Consider the following 21,203-nt stretch of genomic DNA (forward strand, 5'->3'; position numbering starts at 1 on the left):
TTGCAGGTGCGTAGGTTCGTATCCAGCTTTCCCGTGCCGAACGAGAGAGTACCCAGTCACCGCGAGATAGCTCGCGTAAGGCGCGCAAGTCGGCGCCCCTGGGAGACCTTTCGTTCTGCGGAAAGGAGCACCAGCCATGCTGGCGCTTGGACAGTTGTATTTCATCTTGGGCGTAGGTTTCGTCCTCTTCGTCTTTCTCGTGGTCGCATTGGGCATACGGGTCATTCCGAACAACCGAGTCGGAATCGTGGAGAAGCGCTGGAGCGAGCGAGGCTCGGTCAAGCAAGGCCTCATCGCGCTCGCGGGAGAGGCGGGCTTTCAGCCGGCGGTGCTGCGCGGCGGTGTGCACTACTTGAACCCGTTCCAATACCGCGTTCATCGCGTGCCGCTGGTGACCATCCCCCAGGGCAAAATCGGATACCTCTTCGCCCGCGACGGCGAGCCGCTCGGCCCGACGCAAACCTTGGCCAACAACGCGCTGGCCGACGACTACCAGGATGCGGCGGCGTTCCTCAAGAACGGCGGACAGCGCGGTCCGCAGCGCAAAATCCTGCGTGAAGGCACGTACGCCATCAACCTGGCGCAGTTCGTCATCATCACCGAGACGCAGCTTCACTACCTGCCGCTGTCGGGCGACGAGCTCGCGTCGTTTCAGCAGATGGCGCAAACCATCGCTGCGCGCCAAGGCTTTGCCCCCGTGGTCATCAAGGGTGCCGACGACTTGCTCGGCGTCGTCACCGTGCACGACGGCCCCTCGCTCGCGCAGGGCCAGATCATCGCGCCGGTCATGGGCGACGATCCGAACCAGCCTTCGACGTACCACAACAAGTTCCAAGATCCGGAGCGGTTCCTCGCCGGCGGCGGGCTTCGCGGGCGGCAGCTCCAGGTGCTCGTCGAGGGCACGTATTACATCAACCGGCTCTTCGCCACGGTGGAGATGATTCCGAAAACGGTGGTCGAAGTGGGCACCGTGGGCGTGGTCGTCTCGTACACCGGCGAGTCGGGCAGCGACATCTCAGGCTCCGCGTACAAGCACGGAGAGCTCGTGCGCAAGGGCGAGCGCGGTGTGTGGAACGAGCCACTCTTGCCGGGCAAGTACGCGTTCAACCTGTACGCCGGCAAGGTCATTCTCGTGCCGACGACGAACTTCATCCTGAAGTGGAACCGCGCGCAGTCGGGCTCGCACAAGTTCGACGAGAACCTGTCCGAGGTGTCGCTCATCACGCGCGACGCCTTCGAGCCTTCGCTGCCGCTCAGCGTGGTCGTGCACATCGACTACCGCAAAGCACCGCTGGTCATCCAGCGCTTCGGTGACATCAAGCGGCTCGTCGAACAGACGCTCGACCCCATGGTGGCCGCCTACTTCAAGAACATCGCGCAGCGGCGCACCATCATCGAGCTGCTGCAGGAGCGCGCCGAGATTCAGAATTCGGCCGCGCTCGAGATGAAGGAGAAGTTCGAGCGCTACAACCTCGAGCTCGAGGAAGTGCTCATCGGAACGCCCGCCTCGGGCCAGGACGGCCACTCGATCGAGCAGATCCTCGCGCAACTCCGCTCGCGGCAGATTGCCGAGGAGCAGGTGGAAACGTACGCGCGGCAGGAGAAGGCCGCCGTCAAGGAGCGCGAACTCCGCGAGGCCGAGGCGCGGGCCAAGCAGCAGACGCGCATCACCGAAAGCGAGCTCGGAATCACCGTGGAGACCAACGAAGGCCGTGCGGCGTACCAGCGCTCGCTGCAGCAAGCCGACCAGATTCGGGCCCTGGCGCAGGCCGAGGCGGACAAAATCCGCGTGTACGCCGAGGCGCAGGCCGAGAAGGAGGCGCGCATCGGTGTGGCGCAGGCCATCGCCACCGAGGAGCAGGTCCGCGCCTACGGCGGACCGAAGTTCCAGCTCACGCAGCAAGTGATGAAGGACTTCGCCAAGGCCATCGCCGACGCGAAGGTCGACGTCGTGCCCCGCGTGGTGGTCGGCGGGCACGGCGGTTCGAACGGCGCCGGCGGCAACGGCGGCAGTCCGAACCTGCTCGAAGGGCTGCTCACGTTGATGCTGTCGGACCGACTCGCGGGCGGTGGTCTCGCCGCCAGCCTCGGGGCGAGCCGGCCGCAGGCCCTCGAACTGCGCAAGGCCATCGAAACGGGGCTCAAGAAGGACGCCTCGAACATCGACTGATCGCGCCAAACGCAGGACAACGATGCTCCTGTTCGCTTGAACGCGCGCAGGAGCATCCAACTTCGGTCGCGCTGCGGATTCCCTGCCCCGAGGAACCGAGTAGAGTGCACGGAAGGGCCGGGATGGCCCGGCGGTAACCGCATGCGCAGAAGTGTCCCCGTCGCCCACGAGTCTCCCGATCGCACGCGACGATGGCGCTTGATCCGGCGCGTGCTCGTCGCTCTCGGGGCGCTCGTCGGGCTCATGCTCGCCGCCACCATGGGCCTCGCCCACAGCCTGGATCATCCGTGGGTCAAGGCGCGCGTGCGGACGCTCGTGCTGGCGAAGGCGGGGCTCGACATCGACTACGCCGCCGTGCGCCTCCAGGTGCTGAAGGGGATCGCGATCGACGGCTTCGTGCTGCGATCCCCGCCCGCCCTCCGCGACGTCGCCCCCGAGCTTGCGCGGGTCGGACGGATCGAAGCGGGGTGGTCCACGTCGTTGTTCACGGGGCAGGGGCGCCGTGTCGATCGGGTTGCCCTGTCCGACGCGGTGCTCACCGTGGCGCTCGACGAACACGGCAGCACGTCGTTCGACGCGCTCTTTCCATCGGATCCCGCGGCGCCGCCGAAGAAGGCGACGCCGCTCTCGCACCGAGGGCGCGACGTCGAAGCCCTGCTGCCCGCCTTGCCGGATGCCGACGTGAGCGGCTTTTCGTTCGTCCTGGTGCGCACGGTGCAGGGGAAGGCGGTGGATCGCACCACGCTGCGCGGCGTGGGGCTCCATGCGCGACCGGAGTCCGAGGGCGGATGGCGTCTGCGCGCCAACATGGGTGGCGCGACGGCGCCCCTCGAGCTGGATGTCGCCCGCGAGCAGGAGGGCACGGCCGCGGGCGACGCGCACGGGCGCCTGTGGCTCACGGCGGACCTGACGCCCTCCGAGCTCGCCGCCGTGGTCGATGTCGAGGTGCCGTCGCAAACGTTCGTCCCAGGACTCCGCGCCGGACACGCGCTTCACGCCGAAGCCACCGCGCGCTTCGATCCTGCCGCGGGAAAGACGGACATCGCGCTCGCGCATGCATCCGCCGCGGGAGGCTCCACCACCGCCGAGGCCGCGCTCGAGCTCCCCGACGAGGGGGCGCCGTTCGTTCGCCATGCGCAGGGTGACGTCGACGTCGCGAAGCTCTTGGCGATCGTTCCGAGCGATCTCCTTGGCGTGCGTCCGCAACTCGGCCGCGGGCAGCTTCATTACCGGGTCGACCGGCTCGCGACGCATGCGTTGCCGCGGTTGAACGACGGGGCGGAAATCGCCCTCGAGGCCGAGCTCGCGGACGCCAAGCTCGCGCAGACCGGCACCGACGTCGACGTGGGCGCGGCCAAGCTCTCCGCGCACGTGGTGCCCGCCGCCGATGCGAGCATCCACGTGAAAGCCTCACTCGCGATCGACCGCGCGAAGGTCATGGCCGGATCGAGTGGCGTCCGCGCGAAGGACGTCGCCCTCGACGTCGAGGCCACGCAGGCCAAAGACGGCGCCTTGACCGGCCGCGCCGGGTTCACCTTCGCCGACGGCAGCGTCGAGAGCCTGGGTGCGCCGCTTTTGGCCGCGGCCGGAGGAAACCTCGGCCTGCGCGTCGAGAACCTCGAAGTAAACCCCGCGGCCCCGCTGGCGAGCCGCGGCGAGGTCACCGCCACGAGCGAGATGGCCTCACTCGGTTTGCGCTCGGCGGGCATGCGAACGACGCTCGAGCGGGTCGCCTTTCGCGCGGAGAGCTCCCTCGCGGGGCATGCGCCCTACACGCTCCAGGCGGATGCGCGCGCCGCATCGCTGCGGGTCGAGAAGGAAGGCCAGACCTTGGCCCGGGCGCCGGTGCACATCGCCGCGCGCCTCGAGGGTGCCGCCCCCGATCTCGAGCGTCCGGCGGCAAGCCGCGGGATCGCACACGTCACCGCGGACTTGGGCGAGGTTCACACCCAGCTCGACGCCACGAAGTCGCAGGATGCGCTGGAATTCTCGCTGGAGTCGAACGCGCCGAGCCTGGAGATGGTGCGTCCCTTCGTGCCGGCGGAGGTGGCGAAGAAGACACCGTGGGAGCACATGGCCCTCGCGCTTCGATCGCGTGGACGGGTGCAGCACATCGCCTCGACGGCCCCGGCGATCGAGCAACACACCGAGATCGACCTCGCGCGTCCGGCGTTCGAGCGCATCGCCGCCCGGTCGGCGAAGTTGGTCCTCGATTCGAAGGGCACGCTCCTGCATCCGACGTTGGACGCGGACATGCGCTTCGAGCGACTGACCCTCGATGGCGCGAACGCCAGCGACGATCACCTCTCCGTCGCCGCCACCCTCGATCGCGAAGCCCCCTCCCTGAATCTCAAGGTGGCCACCGAAGGGCGCGCGCAGGCAAAGCTTGGGGCCGCGCTCGCGTTCGATCGCGCACGGCGGGCGGTGACCTACGACGTCACGGCGAATGTCGGGCGCTTGTCGTCCCTCGCCGCGCTGGCATCCGTCGCCGCGGGATGGAAGGGCGTCGACCTCTCGAAGCTCGAGCTCGCACTCGCCGCGCGGGGCACGCTGGGCGGCGTCGTCTCCGATGTCGACCGCAACGGCACGCTTCGCCTCGAGCGGACGCCTATGCAAACGGCTACCCTCGATGGAACCATCGATGTGCGCGGCAAGCACATCGCGTGGAGCGGCGGCGACGCGGAGTTCTCCACGGCGGAGATCGCGCTGGCGGCCAAGGTGCGCTCGCAGGGCGCGCGGCGCACCGTCGAAGGCCGGATCGAGGCCGACGAGCTTCACGTGGCGAGTGGCCGGCACGACTACGTCGTGGCAGGCCTGCGGGACGAGCTCACCGCCTCCGTCGAAGGCGATCTCGCCGAACCCAATCTCGAGATCATCCAGCAGATGTCGCTGCGCGCCCTCAAGCAGGACATCGCCCCGATGTACCCCGTGGGCGATGCGACCTTGTCCCTCACGGCACGGCGCAACCGGGACGGCGTCATCCGGGTCCCCAAGCTCGACATCACCAACGGTACCGGAGGGACCACGCTCTCCCTCCGCGGCGCGTTCGATCCCAGCGAAAGCCAACGCCGCTTGTCGCTGCGCGGCACCCTGCGCCAAGATCTCGCGCGGATGTCCACCATGCCGGCGATGCTCTCGGCAAGCGGCACGGCGAGCGCGGAGTTTCGCGTTCAGTCCCCGAACCTGTCCACGTTTCGCGTGATCGCCGACACCAAGGTCGAAGGGGCGAGCCTTCGCATGCCGCGCTCCGGTGTCGTCGTCGAAGGCGCCGATGGAGAGGTCCCCATCACCCTCGCGCTGCGCGTGAACGAGAAGGGGGTGCGCATGCTGCGCGAAGATCAGGACAATCGCTATTCGTCGCTCCGCTTCTCCGATCAGCATCCGCTCCTCAGCCGCGGCAGCTTTATTTCCATTCGCCGGCTGACCCTTCCGCAAGTGACGATTGCGCCGCTGGTCGGCAATCTTCAAATCGAGCAAAACATCATTTCGCTCCGCCAATTCGAAATGGGGATCCGCGGCGGCCACGTCACCGGTCTCTGCGCGCTCGATTGGAACGGCGAAAATTCGACATTGAACATGCATGTCCGCGCCGACGGGGTGAAGTCTTCGCGCGGCGAGCCATTTTCCGGAAACGCGGCGCTGGAGATCTCCGCCGGAGAGCACAGCATCGCGGGGCGCGCGGACATCCTTCAAATCGGCAACCGGCATTTTCTCGATCTTCTGGAACTCCAGGACCCGTTTCATGCCGATCCGTCGATCAATCGGATTCGCAGTGCGCTGAGCCTCGGGTACCCCGATCGGCTGCGCGTCACGTTCAACCACGGGTTCGCGAGCGTCCACGTGACCTTCGGCGGCCTTGCCCGACTCGTGAGTGTCGGTGACATTCGTGGAATCCCCATGGGACCGCTCATCGATCGGTACCTCGCCCCCGTCGTCTTTCCCATGAAGAAAGAGCCATGATTCGCCTGCCTTCCTTTGCATTTTCGGCATTCTTCGCGTGCTTTGCTTTTGCCTCCCTGGGTTGCATCGGTGCACCGGAATTCGTCACGGTCGACCGCGCGACCGCGCTCGAGCAGCAGGCGTCGGGCTCCTTTGCCGACTTGGAGCGCAAGCTCAATCGCGCGAGCATTGCACCGCGACCGGTACCGCTCACGCCAAAGCAATTCGAGTCGCTCGGCATCAAACCGGTTCGGTTTTCCGACACCACGGAAATGACCGACGCCGATCTCGTCGATGGCCTCCTGGTCCAACATTGCATCGGGGAGGGGCGCGACGGTCTTCTCGTCGACACGCATGGCGCCTGCGTGGGTGCGGCCGACCACGAAGACGCCCTCGAGCTCGTGCAACGCGTAAATGGTGCGCGGGTCCAGCTTTGGCGTTGGATGCACGAACAGAAGCCCGCCGCGTCGAAGGACGACCTGCGGCGCACCTGGCGCGAGGTGCACCTGCGCGGTGTCGTCTGCGGTGGATGGATCGAGAAGGCTGCGGATCAATGGGAGGCCAAGCCTTGTTGAACCTCCGCCATGTCCTGATGGCCGCCTTCGCGTTGCTCGCGTTGGTGGTGACCGGCGGGGCCCGCGCACAGGACGAAGAGAAGGACGCGATGCGCCGCCCAGAGCGGCTCACCGTGGGCACCGACGACCAATTCTTGGGGCAGCTCGCACCGAACGGGAAAGATCTCTACTTCATCTCGAACCGCCACACCGTGAACGAGATCTACGTCGAGAACATCGACGACGGGCGCGCGCACGTTCTGTTCGACGAAGGGGCGGAGGTCACCTGGCCCCGGGTAAGCCCGGACGGGAAATCGATCCTCTACATTTCGTACAGCCAGCGCGCGACCGGGCAGTTGTGCGTGCGGGATTTGCCCTCCGGGCAGAGGCGGCGCTGCCTCGGTGGACCACAAGCCGTGCTCTTGGCGGAGTGGATCGATTCGAAGCGCATCGTCGCCGTGGCGCGCGCCACCATCGAGGGAAACCTGCGGGCCATCGAGGTCGCCGCCGAGCCGCACCTCACACCGAAACGGATCCTGGGGAGCAACTTGGCGAACCCCGCGGTGTCGCCCGATGGGCGATGGCTCGTCTACGTTCCGCTCGAGCGAACGAGCGCGCGCGTCGGCCCGGCGTTTCGGGCGCACGCGGGCCAGCGGATCGAAGCCGTTCGCATCGAGGCGCCGGGCACCCCCGTGCCCATCTCGATCGACGTGCCGGGGCTCACCGGCCAGCCCGTCTTTTCCAAAGATGGCAAATGGCTCTATTTCGTCCAATTCTTCGCCGATTCGAACCACGATGGCGTGGTCGACGCCGACGATCACGGCGTTCTTTTTCGCGTTCCACTTTCGTTCGGCCCCGACGGCCGGGGCGCCTTGGCGGCCGGTCCTGCCGTGCAGATCACCGATGAAGCGTGGAATTGCCAGTACCCGGCGCCGGCAAAGGACAAGCTGATCACGACGTGCTCGCGCGGCCGGAATCTGGACCTGTATTCGCTGCCGCTCGATGGCGAGGTGCCGGAGAATTGGCCCTCGGAGCGATTGGCGCTCGAAATCGACCTCTCGAGTTCGCACGCGAAGCTTCAGATCCTGTACCACCACCGGCTCGCGCGGGCGAAGACGCTCGATGCGCGGCGGTTCGTGATGCTGCGCCTCGTGCGCCTCCACCTCACGCTCGAGGAGTTCGACGCCGCGACGTTCTATGCAAAGCGCATCGATTCGCTCGACGATACCGAGAGCGACGCCCTCTCGCAGTCGCTGCTCGTCCTCATCGAGCACCGCAAGGCGCTTCGCGACCGCGAGCGCGGGAGGATGTTCCGCGACTTCGACGAGCAGTCGCGGGCGCGCATGAACAAGCTGCCCACCGTGGCGCACGACAGCCGCGCCGCGGCGGCCATGGCGCGGATCGTGAGAAGCGAGATTGCCGACACCATCGGGGACAAGACGCTGGCACGAACGGAGCTCGAGGCGACCACGATTGCCGCGAAAACACCGCGCGCGGTGCTCGAGGCTTATTACGAGCGGGCCGACGAGCTTTATCGCGAGCTCGACGACCGGGAGGCGCTCTTGGCGGCGTGCCGCAAGCTCGCCTCGCGGGAGAAGCTCGCGCTCGACGACCAGCTCCGCTACGCGCGTGCCGCGGTGCGGGCCATGATCCGCGGGCTCCCCTTTGCCGAAGCCGATGCGCGGCTCGCCCGCGAGCGTGCGGCGACGCCGGAGGATTCCGAGCTGGGGTTCGCCATCGATCTCGCGCGCATCGTCCTCAAGATCCGCCCCGAGCACAACGCCGCCGTGCGGAAAGAGCTGCTCGATTTTTACGAGAAGCAGAACAAGGTCGAACGGCACCGCGCCATCGTGCTCGATGCCGTGCAGCGCGCGATCGCACTCGGGGCGGATCCCATCGTCGAAGCGCTCGCGCAAGAGTACATCGACGACATCAAGCCGGGCACCATCGAGCGGCGGCGCGCCGAACGCTTGTACATGCAGGTGATGATCGGTCGCGCCTTCCGCCGTCGTGCTGCGGGACGCCTGGACGAAGCCCGGGCCGACTTCGAGGCGGTCGCCACGCGCACGGGCGCCCTCGAGGCGGTGGTGGGCACGATCGATTTGCGTCTTCGTGCAGGGGAGAAGCCAGAGGCGATTCGAGCCGCGTACACGGCGCGCCCGGACGACGACGATTCGGAGATGGTCGCGAACTTCGTGGCCGCGTATTTGCTCTCACGCCAGCTTCCGAAGCTCGAAGGGGAGGAGCATGCCCGCGCCGAGGAGCAGGCGATTGCCGCGCTGATGCGATCGTGGACCGACCTGAAGAATCAATGCATCGCCCAATCGTTGTACGGGTCGGTCCTTCACGAGCGCTACCTCCGCACCGGGGAGCCGGGCGCTGCCGAACGGGCGGGCACGCACTATTTGGTCGCCCTGGAGTTGGTCGGCAACAACCTCCGCTACCGCGCGATGGTCCTCGGCCAGTTGGGACTTTTGCATACGCAGGTCGGCAATTACCGGATCGCGCTCGGCTACCTCAAAGATCGCGACAAGCTTCCTTACGCGGATAATTCGGAGGGATTCGCGGTGCGCAGCGCCAAGGCGCAAGCCCTGCTGCACATCGGGCGCGAAAAGGACGCGGCGACCGCGGCCGAGGAGGCGCTGGCGATGCTCGACCGCCAGCCGAAGCTCGAACGCTACCGCGTGCTGGCCCTCGATCGCGCGGCGCTCTACAACTTGGCGGCCGATCAATTCGAGCGGGCCCTCGCGCTCTACGATGCGGAGATCCCGATCGTCGACAAGGACACTGGCCCTTCCGCCCAGCACAATCGCTTCGTGGTGCGCCTCGCACGGGCGGCGGCGGCACTCGGTGCCAAGCAGCCGCAACGTGCGCTCGCGGATCTGACGCTCGTCGATCGCGCGCTCGACGACAAGAAGTTCGCCGAGACGCTGGAGTGGCCGCACGCGGACAACGACCAGGTGATTCGCTCGTATCGGTTGATCGCGGCCGGCCTGCGCGGACGCGCGTCGCATGGACTGGGGCAGCTCGCCGAATCGGAGCGGGCACTGGAGACGCGCCGCAAGCTTCTCGAGAAGGAAACGAAGACGGACGATAGCGGGAACGAAGTCCGCGCGCTCATGCTCGTGGAATCCCAAATCGCCGACAACGCGATCCATCGCGGCGATCGCGCGCAGGCCGCTGCGGCGATGGACAAAGCCCTGAAGCACGCGGACCACCTTCACGATCTCGCGAAGGGTGCCGTCGACGCCGATCAACTCCACGCGCTGTGGCTTGCTGCCGAGATGTACGCGTTTACCGGCGTCCCCGCGAAGTCCGACGTGCCCAAACGTCTCGATCGGGCCATGACCGAAATGGCCAAACAAGGCTCGCCCGAGTTTCGGAATTACATGCGCTGGTTCGAAATTTACATGTCGCTCATCCCGCGGACCCGCTGATCCATCCGCCGGCGGGGCGCTCGAACCAGACATGCGCCTGGCCCGTTCCGACGGAGTTCTCGTAGAGCGAATACGGGACGCCCGGCGCACGGCAGGCGGCACCGCCGAGGGCGCCGGCCATCATGAGGTAATGGCCGAAGTGGCCCTCGGGGGCGTGGCGCAGGTACTCCGGCATGAAGTCGATGACCTGGCGATGGTCCCCGGCCGCGAGCCACGCCAGAACGCGCTCATCGGCGGCGCGGGCCGCGGGGCTGGAGATGTTCGCGGGATCCGAGGACTCGCACCGCCGAAGCTCTTTGAAGGGCACCATGCGATGGCTGAAGCCCCCCGACGCGAGAAGAACGACGCGGCGATCGAGGCCGGCGATGGCTTCGCCAATGAGCTTGCCGAGCAAGAGGAAGTCGTCCGGCGTCGCGGTTTGGTTGAGGCCCACGGAGATCCACCGCTCGCGGCCGGCGAGGAAGGTCCAGAGGTTGACGGTGCCGTAGAAGATGGGCAGGAGCGGATCGTCGCAGGCCAGGGCCCACGTATCGTCGCGGCCTTTGGCGAGGCGCTCGACGGCGAAGGCCAGCTCGGGATCGCCGGGCATGTCGTAAGGAATGGCCTTCATGCCGCGCGGAAGTTCGTGCGACGTGAAGAGGCCCTGGCGACGGGCGTGCGCCGTGAGGATGTGCTCGAAGGTGACGATCCAATGCGTGTCGAAGACCACGATGGTGTCGGCCGCGAGGCGGTCGAGCACCTCGGTGCGAAGACGGCGCAAACCCGGGACGAGCGAGGTGTCCTCACCGCCGTTGAGCTCGCGGCGCGTGGCCTCGGGCAGCATGATGCCCGGTGCGTGCGAGACGATCGCTGCGCCTACGATTTCGCCCACGTCACGATCCTCCCGCGCCGTCGTTCCATGGCGCGGTGCAGACGTTCTTCACGTCGGCGTAAAAGTCGAAGCTCCAATTGCCGCCCTCGCGGCCGACCCCCGATTGGCGGGCGCCACCGAATGGCGCGCGCAGATCGCGCACGAAGAAGCAGTTGACCCAGATGGTGCCGGCGACGATGCGCTGCGAAACGCGTTCGGCGCGCGCGCGGTCCTGGGTGAAGATGGCGGCGGCCAGGCCGTAACGCGTGCCGTTGGCGAGGGCGATGGCTTCCTCGTCGTCGTCGAAGGGCTGCAGGGTGAGGACGGGCCCGAAAACCTCTTCCTGGAGGATCTCCGCGCCGTCGGGGACGTCGACGAACAGCGTCGGGCGGTAATGGAGGCCGCCGAGTTCTTCGTTGGGACCGCCGCCGAGTGCCACGCGGGCGCCTCGCCCGATGGCGGTCTGCACGAAGCGGTCGATGCGCGCGACGTGTTCCCGCGCGATCTGCGGGCCGATGTCCGTGGCCGGATCGCGCGGATCGCCTTGGCGAAGGGCGCGGGCGCGCTCGAGGAAGCGGGCGAGGAACGCGTCGTAGAGGCGGCGGTGCACGAGCAGGCGGGTGGCGGCGAGGCAGACCTGGCCCGCGTGATCGTATTGGCCGACGGCGTGGGTGACGGCGAGCTCGAGATCGGCGTCGTCGAAGACGAGGAAGGGCGACTTTCCACCGAGCTCGAACGAGAGGGGCGTGAGGTTGCGCGCGGCGGCGGCGGCGATGCTTCGCGCGGTCTGGGTGGAGCCGGTGAACGAGATGCGGTCGACGTCGGGGTGGCGCACCAGCGCGGCACCGGCCTCTTCACCCAGGCCTTGCACCACGTTGAAGACGCCCGGGGGAAGGCCCGCCTCGTGCGTGATGTCGGCGAGGAGCGAGGCGGTGAGCGGCGACCACTCGGCGGGCTTGAGCACGACGGCGGCTCCGGATGCGAGCGCCGGGGCGATCTTCCACGTGGCCAACATGAGCGGCGCGTTCCACGGGGTGATGAGCGCCACCACCCCGGAGGGCTCCCAGCGCACGTGGTTGCGATGGCCGCGCGTCTCGAAGTCGGGCACCTCGAGGGCGCTGAGGTGGTCGGCGAAGTGGTGGAAGTTGTGCGCCGCACGGGGCACGACGCTGCGCTGCATCGCGCGCAAGAGCGGGCCGGCGTCGCGCGTCTCCACGGCGGCCAGCTCCGGGAGCCGGCGTTCGATGCCCGCGGCGATGGCGTGCAGCACGCGCGCCCGTTCCTGGGGCGGCGTTCGGCCCCAGGCCTGGAAGCCCGACTTGGCGGCGGCCACGGCGAGATCGATTTCGCGACGACTGCCCCGCGCGACTTCGGCGATGGTCGCGCCGTCGATGGGCGATACGTCGTCGAAGACCTGAGCGGAGGCGACCCGTTCACCGCCGATCCAGTGCTCGGTGGATACCTCGACGTCTTCGACCTTCATGGTGCCTCCACTCGCGTGATGCAGGTTCCGCCGTCGAACGTCACGCCGACGCTGCGGTAGTAGCCGCCGATCATCTCGCGGGGCGCGAGGGCGGCGAGTTCCTCGGTCGGCGATGGGAACAGAGCCATCTCCGCGGTGCCGGTCCATGCGGGGCTCAGCTCGACGTCGCGCCCCTTCATCGTCACGAGTTCGTGCATCGATGCGGGTGCCCCGTTTTCAATCGAGGGCCATGCGCGCGTGTGCAGCATGGGCAGCGCATTGACGAAGCCGCCGCTCGTCGAGGGCCCGGTGATGGTGAAGCGGGCGTCGGCCAGACGGCGACCACCCGCGGAAAGCGTGGCGCCGAAGCGACCGCCCGCCTGCAAACGGGGCCCGGCGCGTCCGACCGTGACCGGGCGGCTCATGTGGATGGCACCGAGCTTCTTCGGGTATCCCTGGTGCCAGCCGCGGGCGAGCGCGAAGTCGGAATCGACCCAGATGTACACGCAGCGTGAGTACACCTGCCCACGAAAGGCGCACCGCACCACGGCGAAGCACTCCTTGTATTGCGCACGCACCGGATCGAGCAGCTCGTCGAACGAATCGGAGCACGACTGCCAATCGGCCCAGATGAGGGCGACGGCCCCGGGATCGTCCGGCGCCAGCTCGATACCGTCGGGCAGCAACGCCGCCACCCGCGCCGGATCCGTTCGATACTCGATGGTGAGCAAATCGCCCGAATAGTGCCATGGCGGCGGCCGAACCAGCGCGGCGCGCCCTTCCGGGGAGCGCGGCGGCAAGAATCCTTGAAGCGTGGCCATCGCCGGCAGTATAAACTGATTCGGTACCGAATCAATTCGTCCGACCGGCACCCCGATGGGGAGGGAGAAGAATCATGGAAACACGGCGGATACTCGTTCATGACGACGTGCTCACGGTGAAGGCCGCCGACGAACCTGGGGCGCTCGTGGCGACGGATGGGCGCCGTTTTCGTGCCGATGCGGTGCAGCATCTTCCCCCGTGCACACCGACCAAGATCGTGTGCGTGCACCTCAACTACGAGAGCCGGCGGGTCGAGTTCGGCGCCAAGCTCGGGTCCACGCCCACGTATTTCCACAAGCCCGTGAGCGCATTGAATGCCCATGGTGGCGACGTGGTGAGGCCGCCGCCGTGCCGCTACCTGAATTACGAAGGCGAGATTGCCATCGTCATCGGGCGCCCCACGAAGAACGTCGCGCCCTCGGAGGCGGCGGCGTGCATCGCGGGCTACACCATCGCGTGCGATTACGGCCTTCACGATTTTCGCGACACCGACGCGGGCTCGATGCTGCGCGTGAAGGGCGCCGATACCCTTTGCCCCTTGGGCCCAGGACTGGTCACGGGCTGGGATTTTCGCGGGAAGCGAATCCGCACCTTGGTCAACGGTCAAGTGCGCCAGGAGGCCACCACCGACGAAATGATTTGGGACATGCACTACCTGGTGGCCGACATCGCGCGTACGATCACCTTGGTGGAAGGCGACGTCATTCTCTCGGGCACGCCCGCGAACTCCCGGCCCGTGGAGCCGGGGGACGTGGTCTCGATCGAGGTGGAGGGCCTCGGCGTGCTGAGCAACCGCATCACCTCGGGCGAGGTCGCGGTGCGCCACGACGTGGGCGCGCAGCCCTCGGAGTCGGAGGAGGTTCGCTCCACGGCATTGGGCGGCGACTGGGAATTTCGGGGGATCCGTGCACCGCGCCGCGATTGATCCGCGTCCCCGGTTGCGTCTGCTCTGGTCCGATCTGCTCGGGGTCGAGCGCGGGAAGTACCTCTATGGGCGGCGCGCCGAGGCGGGGCACACGAACTTCGCCGTCACCACCTTCGTGACGACCCTCGACAAGACGATCCTCCCCGTCGCCGGCTTCGCACACGACGTGGGGCTGCCCGATCTGCAGGCCCGCATCGACCCATCGTCGGTGCGGCCGGGTTGGGAGAAGGACACGGTCGTGGGCGTGTCGGATCTTTCGCGCGATGGGGCGCCGCTCGCGGTGTGCCCGCGGCAGATGCTGCGGCAAGCCTGCGCGCCGTGGATCGATGCGGGGCTGTACCCGCAGCTCGCCTTCGAGCTCGAGTTCTACCTGATGGCCCCCGATGGACGCGGAGGCTACGGGCCGCTGACGGCGCCGGCGCCGCACGTGTATGGCACCGGGCCGGCGGTGGATCCCGACGGGGTGATCGATGACATGGCCGCGGCGGCGGCCGCCTCGGGGTTTCCGCTGGAAGGGTTTGCCAGCGAATTCGACGATGCGCAGTTCGAGTTGAACCTCGGCCACCGCGATGCCCTCGCCGCCGCGGACGATGCGTTCTTGCTGCGCCTGTTGGTGCGCGAGGTGGCCCTTCGGCGCGGTCACCGCGCGACGTTTCTCGGGAAGCCGTTCGCCGAGCGGGCAGGCACGGGCATGCACGTCAATTTGAGCTTTCGCACGGCCAGCGGGGAGAACGCGCTCGACGATCCCCACGCCAAGGATGGCCTCTCGCCGAAGGTGCACCACGCCACCGGCGGGCTGCTCGCCCACCACGAGGCGCTCGCTGCCGTGTTTGCGCCCAACGTGAACGCGTACGGGCGGCTTCGTCCGCACCAGATGAATGGCTATTGGGCCAATTGGGGCTACGACGATCGCACCGCGGCGGTGCGCATTCCGCCCGAGCGCGGGGCGGGCACCCGCATCGAGCATCGCACGCCCGACGGCGCGGCCAATCCGTACCTCATCGGCGCGGCGCTGCTCCATGCCGCGCGCTTCGGGGTGGAACGGGAGCTCGTGCCTTCGTCGTCGAGCGATCGCACGGTGCCGGAGTCGCTCGCGGACGCGCTCGAGGCGTTCGCGGCGGACACGTGGCTGTGCCATGCGCTCGGGCCCGACTTCGTGCGCGCCTTCACCGCATTGAAGCGCGCCGAATGCGAACGAAGCGAGCCGACGGACCTGGCGTTCTACTTGCCGTTCTTCTGATCGACACCGCGCAGCAAGCTGCGAAGCAACCCGGCGAGGCGATCTTGATCGGCCGGGCCGAGGCTGCTCGCGACGGCGGCCTCCTCGGCGTTGAACTTCGGGAAGACGCGCTCGATGACCTTGCGACCCTTGGGCGTCAGGTCGACGAACACGGTGCGGCCGTCGTGCGGGCCGGGACGGCTCTTCACGAAGCTGCGGCGCTTGAGCGTGCCCACGACGCCCGTGGCGGTGGGCCGGCTGATGCACACGTGCGTGGCGAGCTCGCGCACCTCCATTTCGCCCCACACCCAGAGCACCCACAAAGACGAAAACGACGTCCACGAGAGCCGGTCGGCGGCGAGCACATTGCCCTCGAGCCGGCGGCGCACCGCCATGGAGGCGCGGAACAAATTGGAGATGGCCGCCATGGCGCGGAAGTCCAGCGGCAGATCGCCGAGCTTCTCCATCACTTTGGCCTCGGCCGGGAGGAGATCCGCCTGGCGCTTGTTCACCTGCTTGCGAGCGGCCTTCATTGGGCGAGGGCAAACCCGTGTTTGCGCGGATCGGCCGTGGCCAAGAGGCGCGGTTGCGGGCCGCGTCGGTCCCAGGCCACCATCTGCACCGCGTTCGCCGAGGACGACGACTCGCGCACCGTTTCGCCGCGGGCGCGCATGCCCGCGCGCACGTCCTCCGGGATGTCCGGCTCGACGAGCACCTCGGGCGTGGCCCCGTGCACGAAGATGCGCGGCGCGCTGACGCAGGCGCCCGGGTCCATCTGGTAGACGAGGCGCGCGAGCGTCGCCTGCATCACGTTGCCCGCGATGCGAAGCCCGCCCGAGCCACCGACGGCCAGAAGGGGCGCGCCGTTCTCCAGAACGATGGTCGGCGTCATGCTCGAGACCGGGCGTGCGCCGGGGCGCGGCCGGTTCGGCCCGAGGCCGATGACCCCGAAGCCGGCGACATCGCTCGGCGAGGAAAAGTCGGTCAGCTCGTCGTTGAGCAGGATGCCCGTGTCGCCCGCCACCAGGCGCGCGCCGAAGGGGCCGTTCACCGTCGTGGTGAGCGAGACCACGTTGCCGTCCGCATCGGCCACGACGATGTGCGTGGTCCCCTGCTCCGTCGACTTGAACTCGGGCGCCACGTGCGTCTTGTACGGATCGAGCTTCTTTTGGCGCGCCGCCATGCGATCCGTCGCCAAGGCGCGCTCATACGACTCGTTCACCGATGCTTCCAGATCCGGATCGCCCGCGATGCGCGCGCGATCGGCCACGGCGCCGCGCATCACCTCGGCCATGAAGTGCAGGTACTCGCTCGAGCCGAAGCCCAGCTTGCCCAGCATGCTCGTCGAGTCCGCGCCGAGGATGCTCGCCGCCTCGAGCAACATGAGCCCACCCGCCGACGGCGCCGGCATGGTGTAGATGGTGCGCGCGCCAAAGGTGCGGGTGAGCGGCGCGCGCTCGCGGACGCGGTACGCGGTGAGGTCGCCCTCGTCGAGGGTGCCGCCGGCGGAGCGCGCGGCCTGCACGATCTTCTTCGCGATGTCGCCGCTGTAGAAGGGGCGCGAACCTTCGCTGCCGAACCGGGTCAGGGTGCGCCCGAGCTCGGGCCGGCGCACCGCCGCGCGGTAGCCGAGGGGGTGATCGCCCGGGAAGAACGCGCGGGCCAGATCCGGCGATTGGACGACGTACTCGTGCATGCGCGCCAGCGAATCGGCCATGTGCCGGCCCAGCGAGAAGCCACGGGTCGCCAGATCGGCAGCGGGCTGGGCATCGGCGGCGAGGGAACGCTTGCCGTAGCGCAGGTTGAGCAGCTCGAGCCCGGCAGGCTCGCCGGGAACCCCTACGGTGTGCCCGCGCTGAGCGGCCTGGGCATTGGCGCCATTTTGGGCGAGCAGCTTCTCGACGTCGATCTTCTGCGCGGCGGTCTCGCGGAAGTCGAGGGCCACGACCTTGCGATCCTTCTTCAGATAGACCAGCGCGAAGCCTCCGCCGCCGATGCCGCTGGACACCGGATTGACGACCCCGAGCGTGAGCGCCGCGGTGATGGCGCCATCGATGGCATTTCCCCCATTGCGCAGTGTTTCCAACGCGGCGTGCGTGGCGTCGGCATTCTCGGTGGCGACGGCCACCGAGGCGCCTTCGGCGGCTTGCGGGAACGCGGCGCGGCTTTGGGAGACCGGAAACGCCAGGACCAACACCGAGGCGACCGCCACGAAGACGGTGGGGAGCCGCGGAATTCGGCGTGGTAGGCTGCGTCCGAGCAAGGTACGAAAAGAGGCGTTCATGCGATTCGTGTTCGTGATGGATCCGATGCAGAAGGTGCTGCCGGACAAGGATACTAGCTTTGCCCTCCAGCGCGCGGCATTGAAACGCGGCCACGAGTTACTCCATACGGAGCTGCGGGATCTCTTTGCGAAAGACGGCGACGTGTGGACCCGCGCGCGCGAGCTGCGTGTGCAAGATGGCGCGCCCTTTTTCGAGTACGGCGCGGTGGGCGACGTGCGCTTTGCCGACACCGACGCCGTCTTCATCCGCAAGGATCCGCCGTTCGATTCCGAGTACCTGTATGCCACATTGCTGCTCGAGCGGGCACGCGGGCAGACGCTCATCGTGAACGATCCACGCGGTCTGCGCGATGCGAACGAAAAGCTGTACGCACTGCACTTTTCGCGTCACATGCCAAAAACGCTGGTGGCCTCCCACCGTGAGCGCATCCTGGATTTCGCCGACGAAGTGGGCGGCACCGCGGTGATCAAGCCCCTTCACGGCGCCGGCGGCGCCGGTGTGCTCCTTCTCTCGCGCAAGGACCAGAACGCCCGTTCGATCATCGAGACGCTCACCCGCGAGGAAACGGTCGCGGCCATGGTGCAGGAGTACCTGCCCGCCGTGCGCCAAGGCGACAAACGCGTGCTCCTGCTCGATGGGCAGGTGCTGGGCGGCATCAACCGCGTGCCCCGCTCCGACGACCTGCGCTCGAACATCCACGTGGGCGGGCGCGTGGAACCGTGCGAGGTGACCGCACAGGAACGGGCCGTGGTCGACGATATCGCACCACGCCTGCGCGCCGACGGCCTCTATTTCGTGGGCCTCGACTTCATCGGCGGCAAACTCACCGAGGTGAACGTCACATCGCCCACCGGCATTCAGGAGCTCAGCGCGCACCAAGGACGCGATGTTTCCGAGGACGTGATTGCCTGGGTCGAAAAGAACGTAACTTCGGGTGCGGCGAGGTCGAAGGAGCCTCCGAGATCCTGACAGGTCTTTGAAGCCGAGGCATTCATGCCACTGACCATCGTCGTTCGCTCCTCGGAACCCGGCGCCTCTAGCGACACCCCCGATGCCTCGCTGACCTTCGACGGCCCACGCGTCGTCATCGGTCGCGGCACGGGGTGCGATGTGCGCCTGCCCGACGTGAGTGTGAGCCATCGCCATGCGAGCCTGCGCATCGACGCGGGGGTGCACTCGCTCATCGACGAGGGAAGCCTCAATGGAACGTTCGTCGGGGGCGTGCGGCTTTTGCCGCAGGTGCCGCGCGTCATCCAATCGGGGGACTTGGTGCGCGTGGGGCGCGTATGGCTCGAGCTGAGGATCGACCAGCGCCCCGCCACCCGCGATTTGTCCCTGGCCACACGCGATCTGGCGCTGCGCCTCGTGTCGCAGGCCATGCGCAACCTGGGCGACGACACCGTGTCCAAGGTCTCGGTGGTCGAGGGGCGCTCGTCCGGTGCCTTTCTGCACCTGGAGGAGGAAGGGCGCATCTACGTCGTCGGCCGCGGCGAGTCGTGCGACCTGCCCCTCGACGAGCACGATTCGTCGCGGCAGCACGTGCAGATCGTGCGGCGGGGCTCCGTCGTGCTGATCCGCGATCTCGGCTCGAAGAATGGCGTCGTCCTGGGCGAGGTGCCCCTCGACCGCGATCGCGACGTGGTGTGGAAGGCGCACTCGATGATGCGGGTCGGCACCACGGTGCTGGCGCTTCAAGAGCCGGTCGCGGACGCCTTGGCGGATCTGGAGGCGGCGCCGGACGAAAAGCTCGTCCCCGCGGACGTGCCCCCGCCGCCCCTCCGTGAGAGCAACAAGAGCGATGCGCCGATGTCGGAGATCCCCACATCGTCCAGCCTGCGCCCCGAGGATGAGCGCAGCTCGGCTCCCATCGCGAGCGTCGAGAAAATGAGCGAGCCGACGCCGCTCCCCAAGAAAAAAACGTCGCACCTTACACCGGGGTATGCGCTCGTGGTCATCACGGCGTTCGCGGTCATCGTGGCGAGCCTCGTGGGCCTGGTCTGGCTCCTGCGCACGGGCGAGAACAGCGGCATGTAGTTCGGTACCAAATCATTTGGAGCGACCTGGGCGGGCACGCTAAAGTAGCCGCCATGACGCCCGACGAATTTCGTGCTCTAGGGTACAAGATCATCGACTGGATCGCGGAGTATCGCGAGACCGTCGAACCGCGGCGGGTCATGTCGCACGAAACGCCGGGCGCGGTGCGGGCCAAGCTGCCCGCCTCCCCGCCGGTAGATCCCGAGCCGTTCGAGCGCATTCTCGCGGACTTGGAGAGCATCGTGCTTCCGGGCATCACGCACTGGAGCCACCCGAGCTTCTTCGCGTACTTCCCCAGCAACACGAGCCTGTCCGCCGTGCTGGGCGACCTGCTCGCATCGGGTCTCGGCGTCCAATGTATGAGCTGGCAGACCAGCCCCGCCGGCACCGAGCTGGAAGAGGCCATGATGGATTGGCTCCGGCAGATGCTCGGCTTGCCCGATGCATTTCGCGGCGCCATCCAGGACACGTCGTCCAACGCCACGTTCGTGGCCATGCTCTGCGCCCGCGAGCGCGCCTCGGGGGATGCGCGGTTGGGCGGCGGGCTGCAGAGCATCGAGGCGCCGCTGACGGTGTACACGTCGGACCAGGCGCACAGTTCGGTGGAGAAAGCCGTGCTGCTCGCGGGCATCGGGCAGGAGCAATTTCGCTCCATCGAGACCGACGGGCGGTACGCGATGCGGGTCGATGCGCTGCGGGCGCGGCTCGAGGAGGACGTGCGCGCCGGCAAGAAGCCGTGCGCCATCGTGGCCACGGTGGGCACGACGGCGACGACCGCGTCGGATCCTCTGCGGCCCATCGCGGAGCTGGCGCGCGAGTACGGGGCATGGCTCCACGTCGATGCGGCCATGGCGGGCATCGCGATGATTGCCCCCGAGTGCCGCGAACACTGGGCGGGCATCGACGAGGTGGACTCCATCGCGGTCGATCCGCACAAGTGGCTCGGCACCGGGATGCACTTGAGTGCGTATTACGTGCGCGATGCGTCGTACCTCACGCGGGTCATGTCCACGCAGCCGCACTACCTGCGCACGGCGGCGGACGACAAGGTGACCAACTTCCGCGATTGGGGCATCTCGCTCGGGCGGCGCTTCCGAGCCTTGAAGCTCTGGTGCCTTCTGCGCGAACAGGGGACGAGCGGGCTCGTGGCACGCATCCGGCGCGATCTCGCCAATGCGAAATGGCTCGAGGCCGAGGTGAGGAAGACGGAAGGCTGGGAAGTGGTGGCCCCCGTTCCGTTTCAGACCGTGTGCGTGCGCCACGTGCCGCGGCACTTGGGCGGGATGCGCGACGAAGACGCCCTCAACGCGCACAACCTCGCCTGGGCCGATCGCATCAACGACGGCGGCAAGGCGTACCTCACGTCGACCGTCGTCGCGGGCCGGCGCATCGTGCGTGTGTCCGTGGGCGCGGAGGCCACGGAGCTTTCCCACGTGAAGAAGCTGTGGGAACTCATGCAAGAGACCGCCGGAAGCTAAGAAGCGTCGATCGATGGGGGGTGTCAGG

Annotated in this window: 14 protein-coding genes; 9 read left to right on the plus strand and 5 right to left on the minus strand. The window is 67.8% G+C overall.

Annotated features, from left to right (window positions below):
- The first annotated feature begins 136 nt into the window (after positions 1–136).
- From LVJ94_46790 to LVJ94_46805, 4 genes are all read left to right on the plus strand, one after another.
- Positions 137–2,170: a hypothetical protein gene (locus LVJ94_46790; protein WXB04399.1), complete on the plus strand. Its 2,034-nt coding sequence runs from the start codon at positions 137–139 to the stop codon at positions 2,168–2,170.
- Between the two features lie 141 nt (positions 2,171–2,311).
- Positions 2,312–6,130 carry a hypothetical protein gene (locus tag LVJ94_46795; GenBank protein ID WXB04400.1) on the plus strand — a complete coding sequence of 1,273 codons (3,819 nt, stop codon included), beginning with the start codon at positions 2,312–2,314 and terminating at the stop codon, positions 6,128–6,130.
- A complete protein-coding gene (locus tag LVJ94_46800; GenBank protein WXB04401.1) occupies positions 6,127–6,684 on the plus strand; it encodes a DUF1318 domain-containing protein in 558 nt (185 codons plus the stop codon). Before LVJ94_46795 ends, LVJ94_46800 begins: the two co-directional genes overlap by 4 nt.
- Complete coding sequence (locus tag LVJ94_46805) at positions 6,678–10,100, plus strand: hypothetical protein (protein ID WXB04402.1); 3,423 nt, start codon at positions 6,678–6,680, stop codon at positions 10,098–10,100. The genes LVJ94_46800 and LVJ94_46805 overlap by 7 nt, the downstream gene beginning before the upstream one ends.
- Here LVJ94_46805 and LVJ94_46810 read toward each other — a convergent pair.
- Genes LVJ94_46810 through LVJ94_46820 form a run of 3 tightly spaced genes read right to left on the minus strand, consistent with a single transcriptional unit; the run spans position 10,081 to position 13,233 of the window.
- Positions 10,081–10,971 carry a hypothetical protein gene (locus LVJ94_46810; protein ID WXB04403.1) on the minus strand — a complete coding sequence of 297 codons (891 nt, stop codon included), beginning with the start codon at positions 10,969–10,971 and terminating at the stop codon, positions 10,081–10,083. The genes LVJ94_46805 and LVJ94_46810 overlap by 20 nt on opposite strands.
- 1 nt (position 10,972) lies before the next feature.
- Entirely contained in the window at positions 10,973–12,433 is a 1,461-nt protein-coding gene (locus LVJ94_46815) for an aldehyde dehydrogenase (protein WXB04404.1), read from the minus strand.
- Positions 12,430–13,233, minus strand: a complete 804-nt coding sequence (locus LVJ94_46820) for an acetoacetate decarboxylase family protein (GenBank protein ID WXB04405.1) — start codon at positions 13,231–13,233, stop codon at positions 12,430–12,432. The genes LVJ94_46815 and LVJ94_46820 overlap by 4 nt, the downstream gene beginning before the upstream one ends.
- A gap of 74 nt (positions 13,234–13,307) precedes the next feature.
- On the opposite strand from LVJ94_46820, the gene LVJ94_46825 reads away from it, so the two are divergent.
- Together LVJ94_46825 and LVJ94_46830 are read left to right on the plus strand one after the other, a co-directional pair.
- Positions 13,308–14,159, plus strand: a complete 852-nt coding sequence (locus LVJ94_46825) for a fumarylacetoacetate hydrolase family protein (GenBank protein ID WXB04406.1) — start codon at positions 13,308–13,310, stop codon at positions 14,157–14,159.
- Positions 14,140–15,399, plus strand: a complete 1,260-nt coding sequence (locus LVJ94_46830) for a glutamine synthetase family protein (GenBank protein ID WXB04407.1) — start codon at positions 14,140–14,142, stop codon at positions 15,397–15,399. Before LVJ94_46825 ends, LVJ94_46830 begins: the two co-directional genes overlap by 20 nt.
- Here LVJ94_46830 and LVJ94_46835 read toward each other — a convergent pair.
- Positions 15,381–15,911 (minus strand): MarR family transcriptional regulator, encoded by a 531-nt coding sequence (locus LVJ94_46835; GenBank protein WXB04408.1) that lies wholly within the window; start codon positions 15,909–15,911, stop codon positions 15,381–15,383. The genes LVJ94_46830 and LVJ94_46835 overlap by 19 nt on opposite strands.
- Positions 15,908–17,662 carry a gamma-glutamyltransferase gene (gene ggt / locus LVJ94_46840; GenBank protein ID WXB04409.1) on the minus strand — a complete coding sequence of 585 codons (1,755 nt, stop codon included), beginning with the start codon at positions 17,660–17,662 and terminating at the stop codon, positions 15,908–15,910. Before ggt ends, LVJ94_46835 begins: the two co-directional genes overlap by 4 nt.
- On the opposite strand from ggt, the gene gshB reads away from it, so the two are divergent.
- From gshB to LVJ94_46855, 3 genes are read left to right on the plus strand one after another with little or no spacing between them, the layout of a single operon-like run.
- Positions 17,661–18,632, plus strand: coding sequence for a glutathione synthase (gene gshB, locus LVJ94_46845; GenBank protein WXB04410.1), 972 nt, complete (start codon positions 17,661–17,663; stop codon positions 18,630–18,632). The two genes, ggt and gshB, sit on opposite strands and share 2 nt — an antisense overlap.
- Positions 18,633–18,656: 24 nt before the next feature.
- Positions 18,657–19,697, plus strand: a complete 1,041-nt coding sequence (locus LVJ94_46850) for an FHA domain-containing protein (protein WXB04411.1) — start codon at positions 18,657–18,659, stop codon at positions 19,695–19,697.
- Between the two features lie 53 nt (positions 19,698–19,750).
- Complete coding sequence (locus LVJ94_46855; GenBank protein ID WXB04412.1) at positions 19,751–21,175, plus strand: pyridoxal-dependent decarboxylase; 1,425 nt, start codon at positions 19,751–19,753, stop codon at positions 21,173–21,175.
- Positions 21,176–21,203: the final 28 nt, after the last annotated feature.

The sequence above is a fragment of the Sorangiineae bacterium MSr11367 genome (assembly GCA_037157805.1).
Taxonomy (GTDB): domain Bacteria; phylum Myxococcota_A; class Polyangia; order Polyangiales; family Polyangiaceae; genus Pendulispora; species Pendulispora rubella.